This window comes from Streptomyces sp. NPDC050509 (genome assembly GCF_044457965.1).
GTDB lineage: Bacteria > Actinomycetota > Actinomycetes > Streptomycetales > Streptomycetaceae > Streptomyces.
This window is the reverse complement of record NZ_JBITHL010000001.1, coordinates 657,589-673,872: the sequence shown is the minus strand read 5'-3', so window position 1 is coordinate 673,872 and position 16,284 is coordinate 657,589. Positions and strand designations below refer to the sequence as shown.

14 protein-coding genes and 1 pseudogene are annotated in these 16,284 nt (G+C 72.3%); 7 read left to right on the top strand and 8 right to left on the bottom strand.

Translation table 11 applies throughout. The annotated features are described in order from the left end of the window. Positions 1 to 6 precede the first annotated feature (6 nt). The 3 genes from ACIBJC_RS02495 to ACIBJC_RS02485 are packed head-to-tail and all read left to right on the top strand — an operon-like array spanning position 7 to position 3,346. Positions 7 to 954, top strand: coding sequence for an ATP-binding cassette domain-containing protein (locus ACIBJC_RS02495; protein WP_399286642.1), 948 nt, complete (start codon positions 7 to 9; stop codon positions 952 to 954). Continuing rightward, positions 951 to 2,513, top strand: coding sequence for an ABC transporter permease subunit (locus tag ACIBJC_RS02490; RefSeq protein ID WP_399286640.1), 1,563 nt, complete (start codon positions 951 to 953; stop codon positions 2,511 to 2,513). Before ACIBJC_RS02495 ends, ACIBJC_RS02490 begins: the two co-directional genes overlap by 4 nt. After that, positions 2,510 to 3,346, top strand: coding sequence for an ABC transporter permease subunit (locus tag ACIBJC_RS02485; protein ID WP_399286637.1), 837 nt, complete (start codon positions 2,510 to 2,512; stop codon positions 3,344 to 3,346). Before ACIBJC_RS02490 ends, ACIBJC_RS02485 begins: the two co-directional genes overlap by 4 nt. 144 nt (positions 3,347 to 3,490) lie before the next feature. On the opposite strand, the pseudogene ACIBJC_RS02480 reads toward ACIBJC_RS02485, so the two are convergent. The 3 genes and pseudogenes from ACIBJC_RS02480 to ACIBJC_RS02470 all read right to left on the bottom strand — a co-directional run. Next, a pseudogene (locus ACIBJC_RS02480) lies at positions 3,491 to 4,450 on the bottom strand (IS630 family transposase); the annotation flags it as partial. A 15-nt stretch (positions 4,451 to 4,465) separates the two neighbouring features. Then, complete coding sequence (locus tag ACIBJC_RS02475; protein WP_399286635.1) at positions 4,466 to 4,660, bottom strand: hypothetical protein; 195 nt, start codon at positions 4,658 to 4,660, stop codon at positions 4,466 to 4,468. A gap of 137 nt (positions 4,661 to 4,797) precedes the next feature. Next, positions 4,798 to 5,511: an SDR family NAD(P)-dependent oxidoreductase gene (locus ACIBJC_RS02470; RefSeq protein WP_399286632.1), complete on the bottom strand. Its 714-nt coding sequence runs from the start codon at positions 5,509 to 5,511 to the stop codon at positions 4,798 to 4,800. A 159-nt stretch (positions 5,512 to 5,670) separates the two neighbouring features. On the opposite strand from ACIBJC_RS02470, the gene ACIBJC_RS02465 reads away from it, so the two are divergent. Beyond that, positions 5,671 to 6,279, top strand: a complete 609-nt coding sequence (locus tag ACIBJC_RS02465; protein ID WP_399286630.1) for a TetR/AcrR family transcriptional regulator — start codon at positions 5,671 to 5,673, stop codon at positions 6,277 to 6,279. 419 nt (positions 6,280 to 6,698) lie between these two features. On the opposite strand, the gene ACIBJC_RS02460 is transcribed toward ACIBJC_RS02465, so the two are convergent. Both ACIBJC_RS02460 and ACIBJC_RS02455 read right to left on the bottom strand, forming a co-directional pair. Next, positions 6,699 to 6,965, bottom strand: a complete 267-nt coding sequence (locus tag ACIBJC_RS02460; protein WP_399286627.1) for a hypothetical protein — start codon at positions 6,963 to 6,965, stop codon at positions 6,699 to 6,701. Positions 6,966 to 7,117: 152 nt separating this feature from the next. Then, positions 7,118 to 7,582 (bottom strand): DUF1801 domain-containing protein, encoded by a 465-nt coding sequence (locus tag ACIBJC_RS02455; RefSeq protein ID WP_399286624.1) that lies wholly within the window; start codon positions 7,580 to 7,582, stop codon positions 7,118 to 7,120. 128 nt (positions 7,583 to 7,710) lie between these two features. On the opposite strand from ACIBJC_RS02455, the gene ACIBJC_RS02450 reads away from it, so the two are divergent. After that, a complete protein-coding gene (locus ACIBJC_RS02450; RefSeq protein WP_399286621.1) occupies positions 7,711 to 8,106 on the top strand; it encodes an HIT family protein in 396 nt (131 codons plus the stop codon). Positions 8,107 to 8,122: 16 nt separating this feature from the next. On the opposite strand, the gene ACIBJC_RS02445 is transcribed toward ACIBJC_RS02450, so the two are convergent. Beyond that, a complete protein-coding gene (locus tag ACIBJC_RS02445) occupies positions 8,123 to 8,557 on the bottom strand; it encodes an excalibur calcium-binding domain-containing protein (protein ID WP_399286619.1) in 435 nt (144 codons plus the stop codon). Positions 8,558 to 8,866: 309 nt separating this feature from the next. On the opposite strand from ACIBJC_RS02445, the gene ACIBJC_RS02440 reads away from it, so the two are divergent. After that, positions 8,867 to 10,567: an acyltransferase gene (locus ACIBJC_RS02440; protein ID WP_399286617.1), complete on the top strand. Its 1,701-nt coding sequence runs from the start codon at positions 8,867 to 8,869 to the stop codon at positions 10,565 to 10,567. Positions 10,568 to 10,752: 185 nt separating this feature from the next. On the opposite strand, the gene ACIBJC_RS02435 is transcribed toward ACIBJC_RS02440, so the two are convergent. Beyond that, positions 10,753 to 11,580, bottom strand: a complete 828-nt coding sequence (locus tag ACIBJC_RS02435; protein WP_399286615.1) for an IclR family transcriptional regulator — start codon at positions 11,578 to 11,580, stop codon at positions 10,753 to 10,755. Between the two features lie 143 nt (positions 11,581 to 11,723). On the opposite strand from ACIBJC_RS02435, the gene ACIBJC_RS02430 reads away from it, so the two are divergent. After that, entirely contained in the window at positions 11,724 to 13,517 is a 1,794-nt protein-coding gene (locus ACIBJC_RS02430; protein ID WP_399286612.1) for a bifunctional sugar phosphate isomerase/epimerase/4-hydroxyphenylpyruvate dioxygenase family protein, read from the top strand. A 92-nt stretch (positions 13,518 to 13,609) separates the two neighbouring features. Here ACIBJC_RS02430 and ACIBJC_RS02425 read toward each other — a convergent pair whose 3' ends face one another. Next, complete coding sequence (locus tag ACIBJC_RS02425) at positions 13,610 to 16,063, bottom strand: SpoIIE family protein phosphatase (RefSeq protein WP_399286610.1); 2,454 nt, start codon at positions 16,061 to 16,063, stop codon at positions 13,610 to 13,612. Positions 16,064 to 16,284: the final 221 nt, after the last annotated feature.

Sequence of the window (16,284 nt, the reverse complement as noted above, 5' to 3'; positions counted from 1 at the left end):
GGGCCCATGAACAACGAGAGTACGAAGGCGACGATCGAGGTCATCGGTCTGCGCAAACGCTTCGGGCCACAGGTGGCTCTGGACGGGATGACGTTCACCGTGCGGCCCGGACGGGTGACCGGCTTCGTCGGCCCGAACGGCGCGGGCAAGTCCACCACCATGCGCGTGATCCTGGGCCTTGACGCGGCCGAGGAGGGAAAGGCACTGGTCGGAGGGGTGCCGTACCGCACCCTGCGTCGCCCGCTTCGGCACTTGGGGGCGCTGCTCGACGCCTCCGCGCTGCAGCCGAGCCGCACCGCCCGTCACCACCTGCTGTGGCTGGCCCACTCACAGGGCGTGCCGGCCCGGCGGGTGGACGAGGTCATCGAACAGGCCGGCCTGGGCACGGCGGCCCGGCGCAAGGCAGGCGGCTTCTCGCTGGGCATGCGCCAGCGCCTCGGGATCGCGGCGGCGCTGCTCGGCGACCCGCCGGTCGTCATGCTGGACGAGCCGTTCAACGGCCTCGACCCCGACGGCATCGTGTGGATGCGCGGCTTCCTGTCGTCGCTGGCCCGGCAGGGCCGCGCCGTCCTGGTCTCCAGTCACCTGATGAGCGAACTCGAAGACACCGCGGACCATCTCGTGGTGATCGGCCGCGGCCGGGTCGTCGCGGACACCAGCGTGTCCGCACTGCTCGCCGAGGCGTCCGGCGGCCGGGTCACCCTGCGTACCTCCGCGCCTCCGCGCGCCACCCAGGTCCTGCACGGCGCGGGCGCCACCGTGGTCGCCACCGGCCCCGACACCCTCGGCGTCACGGGCCTGCCCGACGAGGAGATCGTGGCCCTGCTCGCCCGGAACGAGGTGCCGTTCTCCCAGGTGTCCGCGCACCGGGCGACGCTCGAAGAGGCGTACATGGAGCTCACCCGGGACGCGGTGGAGTACCGGGGCGTCCCGGCGGGGGAGGCCACGCGATGACCGCCACCCTCACCCCTCGCCCCCCGGCCACGAGGCGCCCCGAGCGGGGCGGGTTCCTCAGGACGCTGCACGCCGAGTGGACGAAGTTCCGTACGGTACGCGGCTGGGTCCTCGCCATGGCGGGGGCGCTCCTGGTGACGATCGTGGTCGGCCTGCTCGGCACGGCCGCCCCCGCCCCCGGCGGTCGCGGCGCCGACTCCGCCTCGTACCCGCAGGGCCCCGGCGGCGAGGCCGTCAACGACAGCTTCTTCTTCGTCCGCAAGACGCTCACCGGCGACGGCACCCTCACCGTTCCCCTGCGCTCGCTGACCGGTGTGGCCGGCACCGGGACCGGCAAGGCGGCCCGGAGCGCCCAGCCCTGGGCGAAGGCCGGGATCATCGTGAAGGAAAGCCTCACCCAGGGATCCCCGTACGCGGCGGTCATGGCCACCGGCGGCCACGGCGTGCGCATGCAGTACGACTACACGCACGACACGGCGGGCCCTTCCGGCAAGGTCTCCCAGGAGTCCCCGCGCTGGCTGCGCCTGGTCCGCTCCGGCGACCGTCTCACCGGTTCCACCTCCACCGACGGCTCCCACTGGACCGAGGTCGGCCAGGCGAGGCTGCCGGGGCTCGCGCGCACCGTGCAGGCCGGGCTCTTCGCGACGTCACCGGAGGCGATGCGGGACACCGCGGCGGGCACGGGCTTCAGCCCCGCCGTGGCCACCGGCGCCTTCGGCCGTCCCGGCCTCGCCGGCGACTGGTCGGGGAGCGCGTGGAGCGGCACACAGGTGGGCGGCGACGCGGGCACCTCCGGCAGCTACACGAACACCACCAAGGGCGGCTTCACCCGGACCGACGACGGCGGGTTCACCGTGACCGGGGCCGGTGACATCGCACCGGTCGTCGGCGGGCCCGTCATGGGCGTCGGCTTCTCCGTCGAGAACTTCCTCGTCGGCACCTTCGCCGGGCTGATCGTGGTGATCGCCGTGGGCACGGTGTTCATCACCGGCGAGTACCGGCGCGGTCTGCTGCGTACGACCATGGCGGCAACTCCCCTGCGCGGCCGGGTGCTCGGTGCCAAGGCGCTCGTGGCCGGGGGCGTCGCGTTCGCCGTCGGCCTGGTGGCCGCCGCGATCACCCTTCCTCTCGGGGAACGGAGCGCGCGCGGCAGGGGCTTCCATGTCTTCCCCGTCACGTCGGCGACCGAAGTGCGCGTCATGGTCGGCACCGGCCTGCTCTGCGCGGCCACCGCCGTGCTCGCTCTGGGCGTCGGTGCCCTGCTGCGTCGCAGCGGTACGGCGGTCGCCCTGGTCATCGGGTCGATCGTGCTGCCCTTCCTGCTCGCCACCTCCGGCGTACTGCCCGCGGGCGTCGCGGAGTGGCTGCTGCGGGTGACTCCGTCCGCGGGCTTCGCCGTCCAGCAGACCCTGCCGCGGTACGCGCAGGTGCTCAGCGTGTACGAGCCGTCGACCGGCTACTACCCGCTGGCGCCCTGGGCCGGCCTCGCCGTGCTGTGCGGATACGCCGCGCTCGCCTTCGGTCTGGCCGTGGTGCGGCTGCGCGGGAGGGACGTATGAGGCTCCTGAGCGGCGCACGACGCACGAGCACGGTGGACGGCGCGTGGCGAGGGGACTTCGGCCGCGCCCTGCGCGCGGAGTGGACGAAGCTGCGTACCGCGGGGGAGACGGGGAGGTTGCTCCTGCTCGCCGTCGCGCTGACCGTGGCCGTCGGCTGCGGCGCCGCCAAGGCCGTGAAGTGCCCGGACGCGGGGTGCGGCCAGGACGCCGTCAGGCTCGCCCTGACCGGCGTCACCGTCGGGCAGGCGGTCATCGCCGTCCTCGCGGTGCTGACCGTCAGCGGCGAGTACGGCAGCGGGATGATCCGCACCACGCTCGCGGCGGTGCCGAACCGGCTCACCGTCCTCACCGCCAAGGCGACGGTCCTCACCACGGTCGTCCTGGCCTCCGGGACGGCCGCCGTCCTGGCCTCCCTCCTCGCCGGCCGCTTCCTCCTGCCCGGCAACGGATTCACCGAGGCGCACGGCTATGCTCCGCTGTCCCTGGCCGACGGCCCGACCCTGCGCGCGGCCGTGGGCTCGGTCCTCTACCTCGCCCTGATCGCCCTGATCGGCCTCGGCGTGGCGACGGCGGTACGGGAGGCGGCGACCGCCATCGGAATCGTGCTCGGGCTGCTCTACCTCTTCCCGGTCGTCACCCAGGTGGTCAACGACCCGGAGTGGCAGCGTCACCTCCAGCAGGTCTCGCCCATGACCGCCGGACTCGCGGTCCAGGCCACCGTCCGTCTGGCCGATCTGCCCATCGGCCCATGGGCCGGCCTGGGCGTGCTCGCGGCGTGGGCCGTGGCCGCGCTGCTGGTCGGCGGCCTGCTGCTGCACCGGCGCGACGCGTAGCGGATTGCGGCCGAGCCGGTCCAGCCACGAGGACTGCGACTCCAGAAGGCCGGGCTGCGGGTGGAACGTGAGGACGACCGGGGCCGCCGCTCCTGGCCCTGGCAGGTCCTTACGGTGCGGGGCTGGAAGTCCTTCGGGGGTTGATCAGGCTGCCAGGGCAGCGGAGGATTCTTGGTGTCGGTCGGCGGGTGTGTGTCGGTCGAGCCGGGTCAGTAGATCGTCCAGGTCGGAGGTGGTGAACCTCCACTGGAACGGCTGTGCCGTGGCGTTGTGGCGGTCTTCGAATGCTCGGAGCCGGGCCCCAACCTGGGCCAGGTCGGTGAAGTCGCTGGGTGAGACGACCTTGCGCTGCACGACGGAGAAGAAGATCTCGATCTGGTTCAACCAGGAGGCGTGCACCGGGGTATGGACCAGGATTGCGTTCGGGAAGGCGGCCGACAGTCGGTCCGCGGCCTTCCTGCCGCGGTGGGAGGAACCGTTGTCGACGACCCGGAGCACTCGCTTCGCGCTCGCGTAGGGCTCCTGGCTCATGACCTGCGTGACCAGGCTCATGAACGGGTCGATGCCGGTGGTCGGCTCGCAGCGGCCGGATACCTGCGCGGCGTGGACGTCGTAGGCGGCCAGGTAGGCCGGCGCGCCGCCGCGCCCGTAGGTGTGGTTCACCCGCATTGCTCGGGCCCGCCTCGGTGGCAGGGCGGGGTGGCAGCGGCAGCGGGCCTGGATGGAGGTCTTCTCGTCGGCGCTGATGACGTATTCGTCCGTGCCCAGGGGCTCGCCCTGCCAGGTGCGGGCGTACAGGTCCAGCACCCGCTGGGCTTTGGCGCGGAAGTCCGGGTCGGTGATGAAGATCCAGGAGCGGTACCGCCAGGGTTTGAGTGCGTCCTGGGCCAGCCAGCGGCGCATCGTGGACGCCGAGATGCTGTCGGTGATTCCACGCGCGGTCAGCTCGGCTGCCAGTTCCGGGCATGACCAGCGCGACAGCGGCACGCCGGTCTCGGCCGGTAACTGGCAGGCCAGTGCTTTGACTTCGGCGATCTGCAGCGCGGTGAATGTCGGAGGCCGCCCCGACCGCTTGCGGTCGGCCAGGGCGGGCACCCGGCCGGCCGCGAATCGGCCGCGTCAGCGGCGCGCGGTGTCCATGTGCAGGTGGATTTCAGCGGCGATCCGGGCGTTGCTGCGGCCTCGTGCTGCCAGGAGCACGATCGTCGCCCGCTGGCGTGCCTGGTGCGGGGTCTTGTGACCGTAGGCCATCTTCTTGAGCCGGTGGCGCTCGGCAGCGGTCAGTTCCAAGGGCACGGCGGAGCACACGGGCATGGAAGGAGGGCGGCCCATCTATCCGTGGTGGAGAACGAAGTTGCGGGGCCGGCTTCCCGCACGGGCCGTCGGCTCGCCCGGGCCACAGCCTGAGCATTGGACCCGGTGAACCTTCCAGGTCAGAGCCAAATTACTCGTCAGGCGTTGGAGTGAACACCGATACCGCCGGAGACGGTGAGGTTGCCGCCGGTGATGTAGCCGGCGGCGTCCGAGGCGAGGAAGGCCACGGCTTCGGCGATGTCGGCGGGAGCGCCGACGCGGCCGAGCGGGACGTCCCGGGCCCAGGAGTCGATCATTTCCTGGGAGACACCCATTTTGCTGTAGGCAGGGGTGTTGATCAGTCCCGGGCTGACCGCGTTGACGCGGATGCGGCGGGGGGCGAGTTCGAGTGCGAGGGACCGTATGAGGGGCAGCAGAGCGCCCTTGGCGGCTGTCATCGCGGCCCCGAGCCCTTCGGCGGCGCCCACGGTGAACACGACCGAGGCACCCTCGTTGAGGAGCGGCAGCGCCTTTTGCAGGGTGAAGAAGTTTCCCTTGACGTTGATGTCGAACAGGGCGTCGAAGGCGTCTTCGTCGGTTGATTCGATCGGGCCGGGGCGGGAGATGCCCGCGTTGAGGAAGAGCAGGTCGAGGGAGCCGAGTTGCCGGCGCGCCTGGTTCATCGCCTGGTCGATGTCCGGCAGGGACCGTGCGTCGGCCCGGACAACCGTGACGTCTTCGGGAAGTCCGGCGTTGGCGACATTGCCGAGGCCGGTGACCATGATGCGGTAGCCGCGGGAGTGGAGTAGTTCGGCGGTCGCCTTGCCGATGCCGCTGGTTCCACCGGTGATCAGAGCTGTGGGTGCAGGCATGATGCGCTCCTTTGCGTACTTCTGGGCGGGGGGTGAGCGGCTCTGTCCGGGGAGCAGTGGGCGGTGCCGCACACCGCTCCTGGCGGCGTATGCCAGGTTGGCGGTGACTGTCACATGGGATGTGCATGCCGTCCTGGCAGCGCCGGGTAATCTGGTGGTATGCAGCAGGACGCCAAGGCAGCGACGAGGACTCCGACCACGCTGTGGGACCGGACACGACAGATGGCCTCCCGAGAGATCCTCGAGACGGCCCTGCGCCTGTTCATCGAGCAGGGCTACGACGAGACGACCATCGCCCAGATCGCCCGGGAGGCCGGCGTTTCCCAGCGCACCCTCTTCCGCTACTTCGGCACCAAGGAGGACCTTCTCGGCGGCGACCAGGAGCGCTTCGGGCAGGTCCTGACAGACACGATCAGCGAACTGCCGGCCGACGTCGGCGTCTGGGAGGCCCTGCGCGCAGGGGTTGCTGCCGTACTGACCCTGCACGACAGCCGCGAACAGACCCTGGAGCGGTTCCGTCTCCTGCACAACACCGCCTCGCTGCGTGCCGGTTGGCTCGAAAAGCGACTGCGGTTCCAGGAGGACCTGCTGCCGCTCATCGAGACCCGTATGGACGCAGCTACCGGCAACGAGGGCGCGAAGGCCCGCGCGGTAATTGCGACGGCGTTCGCGTGCCTGGATGCCGCATCGATCACGTGGGTCGCCAACGACGGCAAGGGCGAAATCATGGACCTGTACGACGAGTGCCTGGCTGCGGTGCGCGGCTGACCCGCAGCGGCCAACCAGCCCGGAAACCGTGGACGGAAACTGGGCACATCCGCTGCCACAGAACGGGTCCAGATCCGGATCTCCCAGTGGGCCACGCTGGCGTCATGCGAAACGACACCAGTGGCACGTCCGGTCCGCTACCTGGACTCCACAAGACGAGTGCTTCAAGCCAACCCCCGAAGAACTTCCAGCGCCGACCACTTACGGTGCGGGGCGGGTGGCATACATCGACGCCTACGATGTCGCCGAATGTGGGTAGGGCGGGCGCGGTGAAACCCACAAGGCCGACGGGCGGCAGGACCCCTGTCGCCATCGTCGGCGCGTACGCGTTCCCCGTAGCGGCGTGCCGGGGGCGGCCTGGCGGCCGGCGCGCGGCCGTACCCTCACAGGCCGGGCCCCCGGCGGTGCGGTGGCCTCGTCTAGAAGTCGACGGCCAGGTCGGCGGAGTCGAAGAGGGCGGTGCCCAGGGCGGTCGCCGGGGGCGCGGTGCCGTTGTTGGAGCCGACAGTGTTGTCGCGGCCCGCGTTGAAGTTGTCGTCCCCGGCGTACTGCACCTTGCTGCCGATGATGTAGACGTTCGTGTCTCCCGGGCCCGCGGCGAACGCCGGGGCGGACACGGAGGCCAGGGCCGCGGCGACCAGTACGGTGAGGGCGGCCAGGGCGGGTCTGCGCAGGGAACGGTTCATGACAGTGCCTTCCGGAAGGAGTCAGGGGCTACAACGCAGAACGTAGGGGCCGTTGGCATGCGGCGCGCTCCGACACACAGGCGTCGTATGCCGATGGCGCCGTTCGGCGGAGGGCGCGTAGGGCGCGGTGGGGGTCGGTACGCGGCGCGCGGTCAGCGCATGGCCTTCTTGACGAGGCTGGTGATCGTCTCCTCGGCCTGGTCGCTCAACTCGGTCACGGCGTAGGACGTGGGCCACAGGCCGCTTCCGTCGTCGAGGTTCGCTTCGGTGGTGAATCCGAAGGTCGAGTAACGCTCCTTGTCGACGTGCCCGCTGCGGAAGAAGCACACGACCTTTCCCTTCCTGGCGTAGGCCGGCTGCCCGTACCACAGCTTCGGCGACAGCTCCGGGGCGTTGGTGGTGACGAGGGCGTGGATACGTTCGGCCACTGCCCGGTCCGGAGCCTCCATCTCCGCGATCTTCGCCAGCACGTCGAGTTCCTGGACGGCTGCCTTGTTGCCGCGACCACGGTTCGCCTCTTTCCTCAGCTCCGTGGCCCGCTCTTGCATGGCAGCGCGCTCCTCCTCGGAGAAGCCGTCCGTGCTCTTCTTGCCTTTCGCGCCGGCGTCCGCGCCCATCATGGTCACCTTCCTGGTCGTGAAGGGTGTGAAGTGCTGCTGACGCCAGCCGTGTCGGGGAACCGGTGCTTCTCGATTCCTGATCGATGCGTGTCCCGTGAACGGCTCCATGGCCTTACGATCCGGTCATGACGTCCCCGGACTGCTACACCTGCGGCCAGGAAGCCCGTATTGAAGAGTTGCCGCTCAGTGAACGGATCGTTCTGGACCGGCACTGGCGTGTGGCTCATGCCTTTGACACCGCACTGCCTGGCTGGCTGGTTCTGCTGCCCCGCCGTCATGTCACAGCGGTTCATGAACTCACCGACGCCGAGGCGGCGACGCTGGGAACGTGGCAGGTGCGGTTGTCCCGGGCACTGCGCGACGTGACGGGCTGCGTCAAGACCTACGTGGCGCAGTTCGCCGAGCCCTCGTACCGGACACCGCGCCCAGCGGTGCCGCCGATGAGCTGGAGGTGGGTGCCGGGCGCCGCTGCTTCACCGCCGAGCACGAACGGATCCTCGCTCAGCACCACAGCGGGTTGACGGCGGTGGCCGCCCCCTACTCGCAGCCCACTCCGTCACCGTCGCGGTCGAGATGACGCCCGTAGCCAGGGTCGCCGGTGCGGACGGGGGCGGCGCCGGCGGCGCGGGCCGCCGTGCAGTTCTCGTAGTACACGGAGCCGCCTTGGCCCGACCCGGACCCTGACCCCGACCCGGATCCGCCCGATCCGGCGGTGTCGTCGTCGCTGTCGGCGGCCGGTGCGACGGTCACCTTGACGGTCTTCGTCTCCGTGACGGTGGGAGCGGGTTCGGGGTCGGCGGTGACGGTCTCCGTGACCGCCGGAACGGGCGCGGTGGTCTCGGTGGCCGTCGCGGTGACCGTGGCGTTGGGCGCGCTTCTCACCTCGGCCGCTTTCTCCGCCTGCGCCGGGTCGTCGGCGCCGCCGATGCCGACGCCCATGAAGAAGAGGAGACCGGCGGCCGGAATCAGCACCCGCTTCCGCGTCCACCTCGACCGGCGCTCGGGCGGTCCGGGCGGTACGGAGGGGGTGGGCCCGGTGGGCTGGGGCGGCTGTCCCCAAGGCGGCGGCTGCGGTGGCGGATTGTGCGACATGAGTCCCCCTGAGGTAGTTCGTGAAGCGACGACCGTAACCAGGGAATGCCGCAGCGTGTGAGAGATGCGCACAGGTAGTGATGGAGTTGTGACTATCACGTGGAGGTTGCGTCGCTGTCGTACGAGGCGCTCGTATCGGCGGCCGGACGTCGAGCCACTCGAAGTAAGCGCTCTCTATAGGCTGGGGTGATGGACTCGGAACCGTCCTTCGAGGACGCCTACTTCGACTACTGCCCCTGGGACTTCCCTCGCCATGCCTCCGCCGCGCAGCGCGCCGCGCAAGCCGCGCGCCAGCGACGCCTGTCCGAAGCGGGCGCGCGGTTCGGGCCGCGCTGCTTCGTCTCCGAGGCCGCCGGAGTCTTCCCGGACGCCCTCTCCCTGGGGGCGGGCTCCTACCTCGCCGGGCACGCCTACGTCACCGGCGAGGTGACGACCGGCGCCGACTGCACCGTCAATCCGTACGCCACCGTCCGTGGGCGGATCACCCTGGGCGACGGCGTACGGATCGGTGCGCACAGCTCCCTGCTCGGCTTCAACCACGGCTTCGCCCCCGACGAGCCCGTCCACCGGCAGCCCCTGAGCAGCAAAGGGATCACCGTCGGCGACGACGTGTGGATCGGGTCGAACGTCGTTGTCCTGGACGGGGTGACGATCGGCGACCACTGCGTGGTGGGGGCCGGCTCCGTCGTCACCAAGGACCTGCCGCCGTGGACGATCGCCGCCGGCAACCCGGCCCGGCCGATGCGCGACCGGCGTGCGCCCGGCGCGTCGCGTGGCGGGGCGCCGTCGGGCGGTACGGGGGATGCCGTCGCCCGCTTCGGCGACCGGGCCCGAGCACAGGCCGCGGAGGTCGTCGAACGCTGCTGGAACGCCGGCACCGGCCGGTACAGCGACCGTCCCGGCGTCGCGGCGACCGTACGCGCGCACTGCGACGCCATCGAGGTCGCCGACCTGCTGCTGGGCTCGCCGCCCGCGCACATGACCGCCGCCGAGCACGCCGAGCGGCTACGGAGCCTCCAGGACCCCACCGGCGGACTCGTCCCGGAACTGGCTCCCGACGGCGGGCCCGGTCTGCTGCCCGCACCCGCCCACGACGGCTGGGTCGAGGACGGCGGCGCCGAGTACCACGTTCTGGCGGTGGGTTACGCCCTGGAGCTGCTGGACTCCCGCTTCGCCCACCCGGTCCACGTCGCGGCGCGGATGACGCCCGAACAGCTCGTCGCCCGGCTGGAGAAGCTGCCGTGGCGGACCCGGGCCTGGTCGGCCGGCGCCTGGGTGGACTGCTGGGCGACCGCCGCCCACCGCAACCTCGCGTGGGGGGCCGGAGCCCCGGGCGCGTTGGAGACGCTGTTCGGCTGGCTGACCACGCGGGTGGATCCGTGGACCGGGATGTGGGGCGAGGCCGCCTCGCCGGCCGAGGGACGGCTGCAACTGGTCAACGGCTACTACCGCCTCACCCGCGGCTCCTTCGCGCAGTTCGGGCTGGCGGTGCCGTACCCGGAGCGGGTCGTGGACACCGTACTGGACCACGGCCGTGATCCGCGCTGGTTCGCGGCGGGCCGGGAGAACGCCTGCAACGTGCTGGACGTCGCACATCCGTTGTGGCTCGCCGGGCGGCAGACCGGCCATCGGGCGGCCGAGGTACGGGCATGGGCCGAGGAGCGGTTGACGCGCGCGCTGGGGCGCTGGCGGGACGGGGCCGGTTTCGGTTTCGGTCCGGCGGGTGAGGGAGGCGCGGGACCCGGCCGGGAGCCGGGGCTGCAGGGCACCGAGATGTGGCTCGCCATCATCTGGCTGCTGGCCGATCTGGTCGGCGTGGCGGACCGGCTGGGCTACCGGCCGCGCGGCGTCCACCGTCCGGAACCTGCCGGGCGGCCCTGGGGCGGCTGAGAGCGGCGACCGGGGGCCTTCCTGGTTCCTGGCCGAGAGGGAGGAGTTCCTCCAGCGGTACGCCCTCGCCGATCCGGTGCAGCAGGTCCGGTTCCGCGCCGTCCGACAGCTCCGCCCGGTGCAGTACGTCCTCCAGCGTGTCCGGCGCCAGGGCGACCCGCCACGCGGCACCCCGCCGCCGCGCGTCAGGCGCGGCGCGCCACGTTCCGGTGGACGGATTCGGCCGCTCCGGTCAGCGGATGGCTGAAGCCCTGTTCCGAGATCAGCCCGGCCACCTCGGTCAGATCGGCAGCGAACCGCTCGATCGCCTCGTACGGGAAGCGGTGGCTCGGACCGCTCAGGGAGAGCGAGGCGATCACGGCGCCCGACCGGCCGGTGACCGGTACGGCGACGGCGGTCAGTCCGTCGTCCCACTCGCCGCTGCTCACCGCGTAGCCGCGGCGCCGCGCCTCACGCGCCGTCGTGCGCAGGTCCGCCACGGCGGGCTCACCGTCCGGTGAGGCGAGCGCGACACGCCGCAGCAGCGCGTCCGGGGCGTCACCGAGCAGGATCTTCGAGGAGGCGCCGGCCCACAGCGGCTGCTGGTCGCCCACCTCGATCACATGGCGCAGCGGATGCGGGCTCTCCTCGTGCGCGACGCACACCCGGTGCAGATCGTGCGCGACGAAGAGGTTGACCGTCTCCCGGGTCCGGTCCGCGAGTTCCCGCATCAGCCCGCGGGTCTCCCGGGTCACCTCCCACTGACTGCGCGCGAGATGCGCCCACCGCCACAGCCCGGGCCCCGCGGTGTAGCCGCCCGCGGCGGACCACAGCAGCCCGCTCTGTTCCAGTGTGTGGACCAGCCGCAGCACCGTCGTCTTCGGCAGCCCGGTGGCCTCGGTGATCTCCCGGAGTGAGACGACCGGCCGGTCCTCCGTCAGCAGGGTGAGGATGTCCAGGGCCCGCCGGACACTGCGCACCCCCGCGCCACCGGCGTCCCGTTCGCCGTCGGACCGGTCGGTTCCGTCGTCCACCGCCACCGCCTCCACGCTCCCGTCGTACCGCGTCCCCCGCACCTTATCCCCGTGGGCGCGGGGCCCTTGCCGGTCCCGTCCGTCCGCCGTACGCTCCGCAGGACGGACCATTTGATCCGCAGAGTGGACCATCGGAGGTTGTTGTGCGCAAGTCCATCGCCACCGTCTCGCTGAGCGGCTCGCTCGGTGAGAAGCTCGCCGCCGCCGCGCGCGCGGGCTTCGACGGCGTCGAGATCTTCGAGAACGACCTGCTCGCCTCCCCGCTCGCGCCGGAAGAGGTACGGGACCGCGCGGCGGACCTGGGCCTGACCATCGACCTGTACCAGCCGATGCGGGACATCGAGGCCGTCCCCGCGGAGCTGTTCGCGCGCAACCTGCGCCGCGCCGAGCGGAAGTTCGATGTCATGCGCCGGCTCGGCACGGACACGCTGCTGGTCTGCTCCAGCGTCTCCCCGCACGCCGAGGACGACGACGCGCTCGCCGCCGCCCAGCTCCACGCCCTCGCCGAACGGGCGCGGGAGGCCGGGGTACGGATCGCCTACGAGGCGCTGGCCTGGGGGCGCCATGTCTCCACGTACGACCACGCCTGGCGGATCGTGGCGGCGGCCGGGCACCCGGCGCTCGGGGTCTGCCTCGACAGCTTCCACATCCTGTCCCGGGGCTCAGACCCCCGGGGTGTCGCGGACATCCCCGGCGAGAAGATCTTCTTCCTCCAGCTCGCCGACGCCCCGCTGATGGCGATGGACGTCCTCCAGTGGAGCCGGCACTACCGCTGCTTCCCGGGGCAGGGCGGGTTCGATGTCGCCGGACTGGTCCGCCAGGCGGTCCGCGCCGGATACGAGGGGCCGCTCTCGCTGGAGGTCTTCAACGATGTCTTCCGGCAGGCGGAGGCGGGCTCCACGGCCGTGGACGCGCTGCGCTCGCTGATCGCCCTGGAGGACGCCGCCGGGATCGCCGGACTGCCGGGACCCGTGGTGCCCTCCGGGGTCGCCTTCGCCGAACTGGCCACCCCCGACCCCGGACCCGTCGGGGAACTGCTGGGCGCCCTCGGCTTCGCCCGTACCGGGAAGCACACCACGAAGCCGGTGGAGCTGTGGACCCAGGGCGAGGCGCGGGTCCTGCTGAACACCGCGGCGGGCGGCCGGCGCGCCTCCACCGCGCTCGCCGCGATCGGCCTGGAGACCCCCGACCCCGGCGGCGCCGCCCGGCGGGCCGAGGCGCTGCTCGCTCCGGTGCTGCCGCGCCGCCGCGCCGGCGGCGATGTACCGCTGGACGCGGTCGCGGCCCCCGACGGCACCGCGCTCTTCTTCTGCGCCACCGGCCGCGGTGGACTGCCCGACTGGACCGGCGACTTCCCCACCGTGCCCGCCCGGGGCGCGGCCCGGGGGACCGGGATCGGCCGCGTCGACCACGTGGCGCTCACCCAGCCGTGGCACCAGTACGACGAGGCGGTCCTGTTCCACCGCACCGTGCTCGGCCTGAGCCCGCACGACAGCGTCGAGATCGCCGACCCGTACGGCCTGTTCCGCAGCCGCGCGCTGACCGGCGGTACGGGGGAGGCGCGGCTCGTCCTCAACCTCGCCCCCGTACCGACCGGCGACGCGGGACGCGCACAGCACCTCGCGTTCGCCACGGACGACATCGTCGCCACGGCCCGGCTGGTACGGGAGAGGGGCGCGGCGCTGCTGGACATCCCGGCCAACTACCACGACGACCTCGACGCCCGCTTCGTGTTCGCCCCCGGCGAGCTGGACACCTACCGCGAACTGGGCATCCTCTACGACCGCGACGAACGGGGCGGGGAGTTCCGCCACTTCTACACGGCGTCGACCGGCCGGATCTTCTTCGAGGTGGTCCAGCGCACCGGCGGCTACCAGGGGTACGGCGCGGCCAACGCCCCCGTCCGGCTCGCGGCCCAGAGCGCGGCGGACCACTGAGCGGACCGGCGGCGCCGCCCGCCCTGCCCTGCCCGCGCTACGTCTCGTTCCCCCCTGACGCCCTGACGCCCTGACGCCCTGCCCCTGCACGCCTACGCCTGGCCGTTCTCCTCGTGGAGGATCTGCTCCGCCCAGATCGTCTTGCCCGTCGGGTTGTGCCGGCTGCCCCAGCGCTGCGTGAGCTGGGCGACCAGCAGCAGCCCCCGGCCGCCCTCGTCGAAGGCGCGCGCCCGGCGCAGGTGCGGCACGGTCGTGCTGGAGTCGGAGACCTCGCAGATCAGCGTCAGGTCGTGGATCAGCCGGAGCTGGATCGGCGGCGCGGCGTGCCGGATGGCGTTGGTGACCAGCTCGCTGGTGATGAGCTCGGTCGCGAAGATCGCGTCCTCCAGCCGCCAGTCCCTGAGCTGCTCGGTGACATAGCCGCGGGTCCTGGCCACCTCGGCGGGGTCGGCGGGCACGTCCCAGGTGGCCACGTGCGCGGCGTCCAGCACCTTCGTACGGGCCAGCAGCAGCGCCACGTCGTCCGGCGCGCCGCCGTCCGGCAGCAGCGCGCTCAGGACCGCCCCGCAGACCGCGTCCAGCGACGCGGCGGGGCGCGCCAGGATCTCGCCGAGCACCCGGCGGCCCTCGTCGGCGTCACGGCCCCTGCCGTCCACCAGACCGTCGGTGTACAGCGCGAGCACGGTGCCCTCGGGCAGCTCGAAGTCGACCGACTCGAAGGGTAGCCCGCCGACCCCGAGCGGCGGGCCGACCGACATCTCGACGGGGTGCGTCCGGCCGTCCGGGGTGACCGTGACGGGCGGCGGATGGCCCGCCCCCGCCAGGGTGCAGCGCCGCGAGATGGGGTCGTACACCGCGTACAGACAGGTGGCGCCCACCTCGCCCGAGGTCTGCTCGGCGCCCGCCTCGGCGGAGAGCCGGATCACGAGATCGTCGAGATGGGTGAGGAGTTCGTCCGGCGGCAGATCGACATCGGCGAGGGTGCGCACCGCTGTACGGAGCCGGCCCATCGTGGCGGACGCCTGGATGCCGTGCCCCACCACGTCGCCCACCACCAGCGCGACCCGCGCGCCGGAGAGCGGGATCACGTCGAACCAGTCCCCGCCGACCCCGGGGTGCGGGGAGGCCGGCAGATAGCGGGAGGCGATCTCCACGGCGTTCGCCCGGGGCAGATGGTGCGGCAGCAGACTGCGCTGGAGCGCGAGCGAGGTGTTCTGCTCCCGGGTGAAGCGGCGCGCGTTGTCGATGCACACCGCCGCCCGCGCGGTGATCTCCTCCGCCAGCAGCACATCGTCGGGGGCGAACGGCACGGCGCCCAGGAACCGGGAGAAGACCGCCACACCGAGCGTCGTACCGCGCGCCAGGACCGGTACGGCCATCACCCAGTGGAAGCCGTGCTTCCTGGCGTACGCGGCGCGTTCGGGGATCAGGTCGGCCCAGCGGCGCATGGCCGGGTCGGTCATCACGTTCAGGACGGGACGGCCCGACGCCAGACTGGCCGCCAGGGGAGTGAAGTCCGGATAGACCTGTACGGCCCCCTCCCTCACCCAGGCGTCGGGAGCGCCCTCCTCCGAACGGGAGCGGTGCGCCACCCTGCGCAGCGGTACGGGGCCGTTGACCGGGCCGGGCGGCGGCTCGGCTCCGGCGCTGAGATGCTCCAGCAGATCGACGCTGACGAAATCCGCGAGCTGCGGCACGCACACGTCGGCCAGCTCCCACGCGGTCCGGTTCACGTCCAGGGTGGTGCCGATCCGGAGGCTCGCACTGTTGAGCAGCAGCAGCCGCTCCCGTGCCAGGACCTCCTCGGTGACGTCGTGCGCGGCCAGGCACACACCCCGTACCCGGCCCTCCTCGTCGCGCAGTGGGGCGAGCCGGGCGGACCAGGCGTGCTCCTCGGCCTCGCCACCGGTCCGCATGTAGGTGCGGGCGTCGATCCCGGTGCCGCTGGTCAGCACCGCGCGCATCTGTTCGTCCAGCTCACGGCTCTGCGGCTTGCCGCCGATCTCGGGGAGGCTCAGACCGCGGATCTCGTCCTCCGGGAGTCCGATGACCCCGCCCATCGCCGTGTTCACCCGGCGCAGCCGCAGCCGGGTGTCGTACACGGCGATGGCACTCGGGCACTGGTCGAACGCCCAGCGGCCCAGCTCGGCGTCCTCGGCCACGGCCTCCGTACCGCGCAGCGCGGACACCAGCAGCCAGCCGCCCGGGGAACCGTCCGTCGCGTCCTGCCGGTGGGCCAGGACCCGGACGTCCAGCGGACGGCCGTCCCGGTGCCGCAGCGTGACCGTACCGTTCCAGCGCGGCGCCCCGCCGTCGGGCAGCAGACCCGAGGGCAGACCCCCCTCGGGCAGCCCGTCCGCCAGCAGCATCGTGGCCCCGCGCCCCACGGCCTCCGACTCCGGGTACCCCAGCAGCCGCTCGGCGCCCTCGCTCCACGAGGTGAGGACGCCCCGCCCGTCCACCGTGGCCCTGGCCGCGGCGGCGTGGTCGAAGGGGTCGCCGGGCCGGTCGCCGGGGCCAGAGGGAGGACTGCCTTGGCGCGTCATCGTCGACCGTCCCACGTTCGCCGCACTGCCCCCACACGTGGCTCGGCGCCACGCCGTACGGAACCACGTCCCCAGCGTGGTGCACACGGGGCTCCCCAACAACCGGGGCTGCTCCTTAAGGCTGCTCCCGAGAAGGGCGGGGAGAGGGCGGGGAGAGGGTGGGGAGAGGGTGGGACGGAGGAGAAAGGGGAAAACTGAGGGAAGGGGGTGGTTCATCCCGA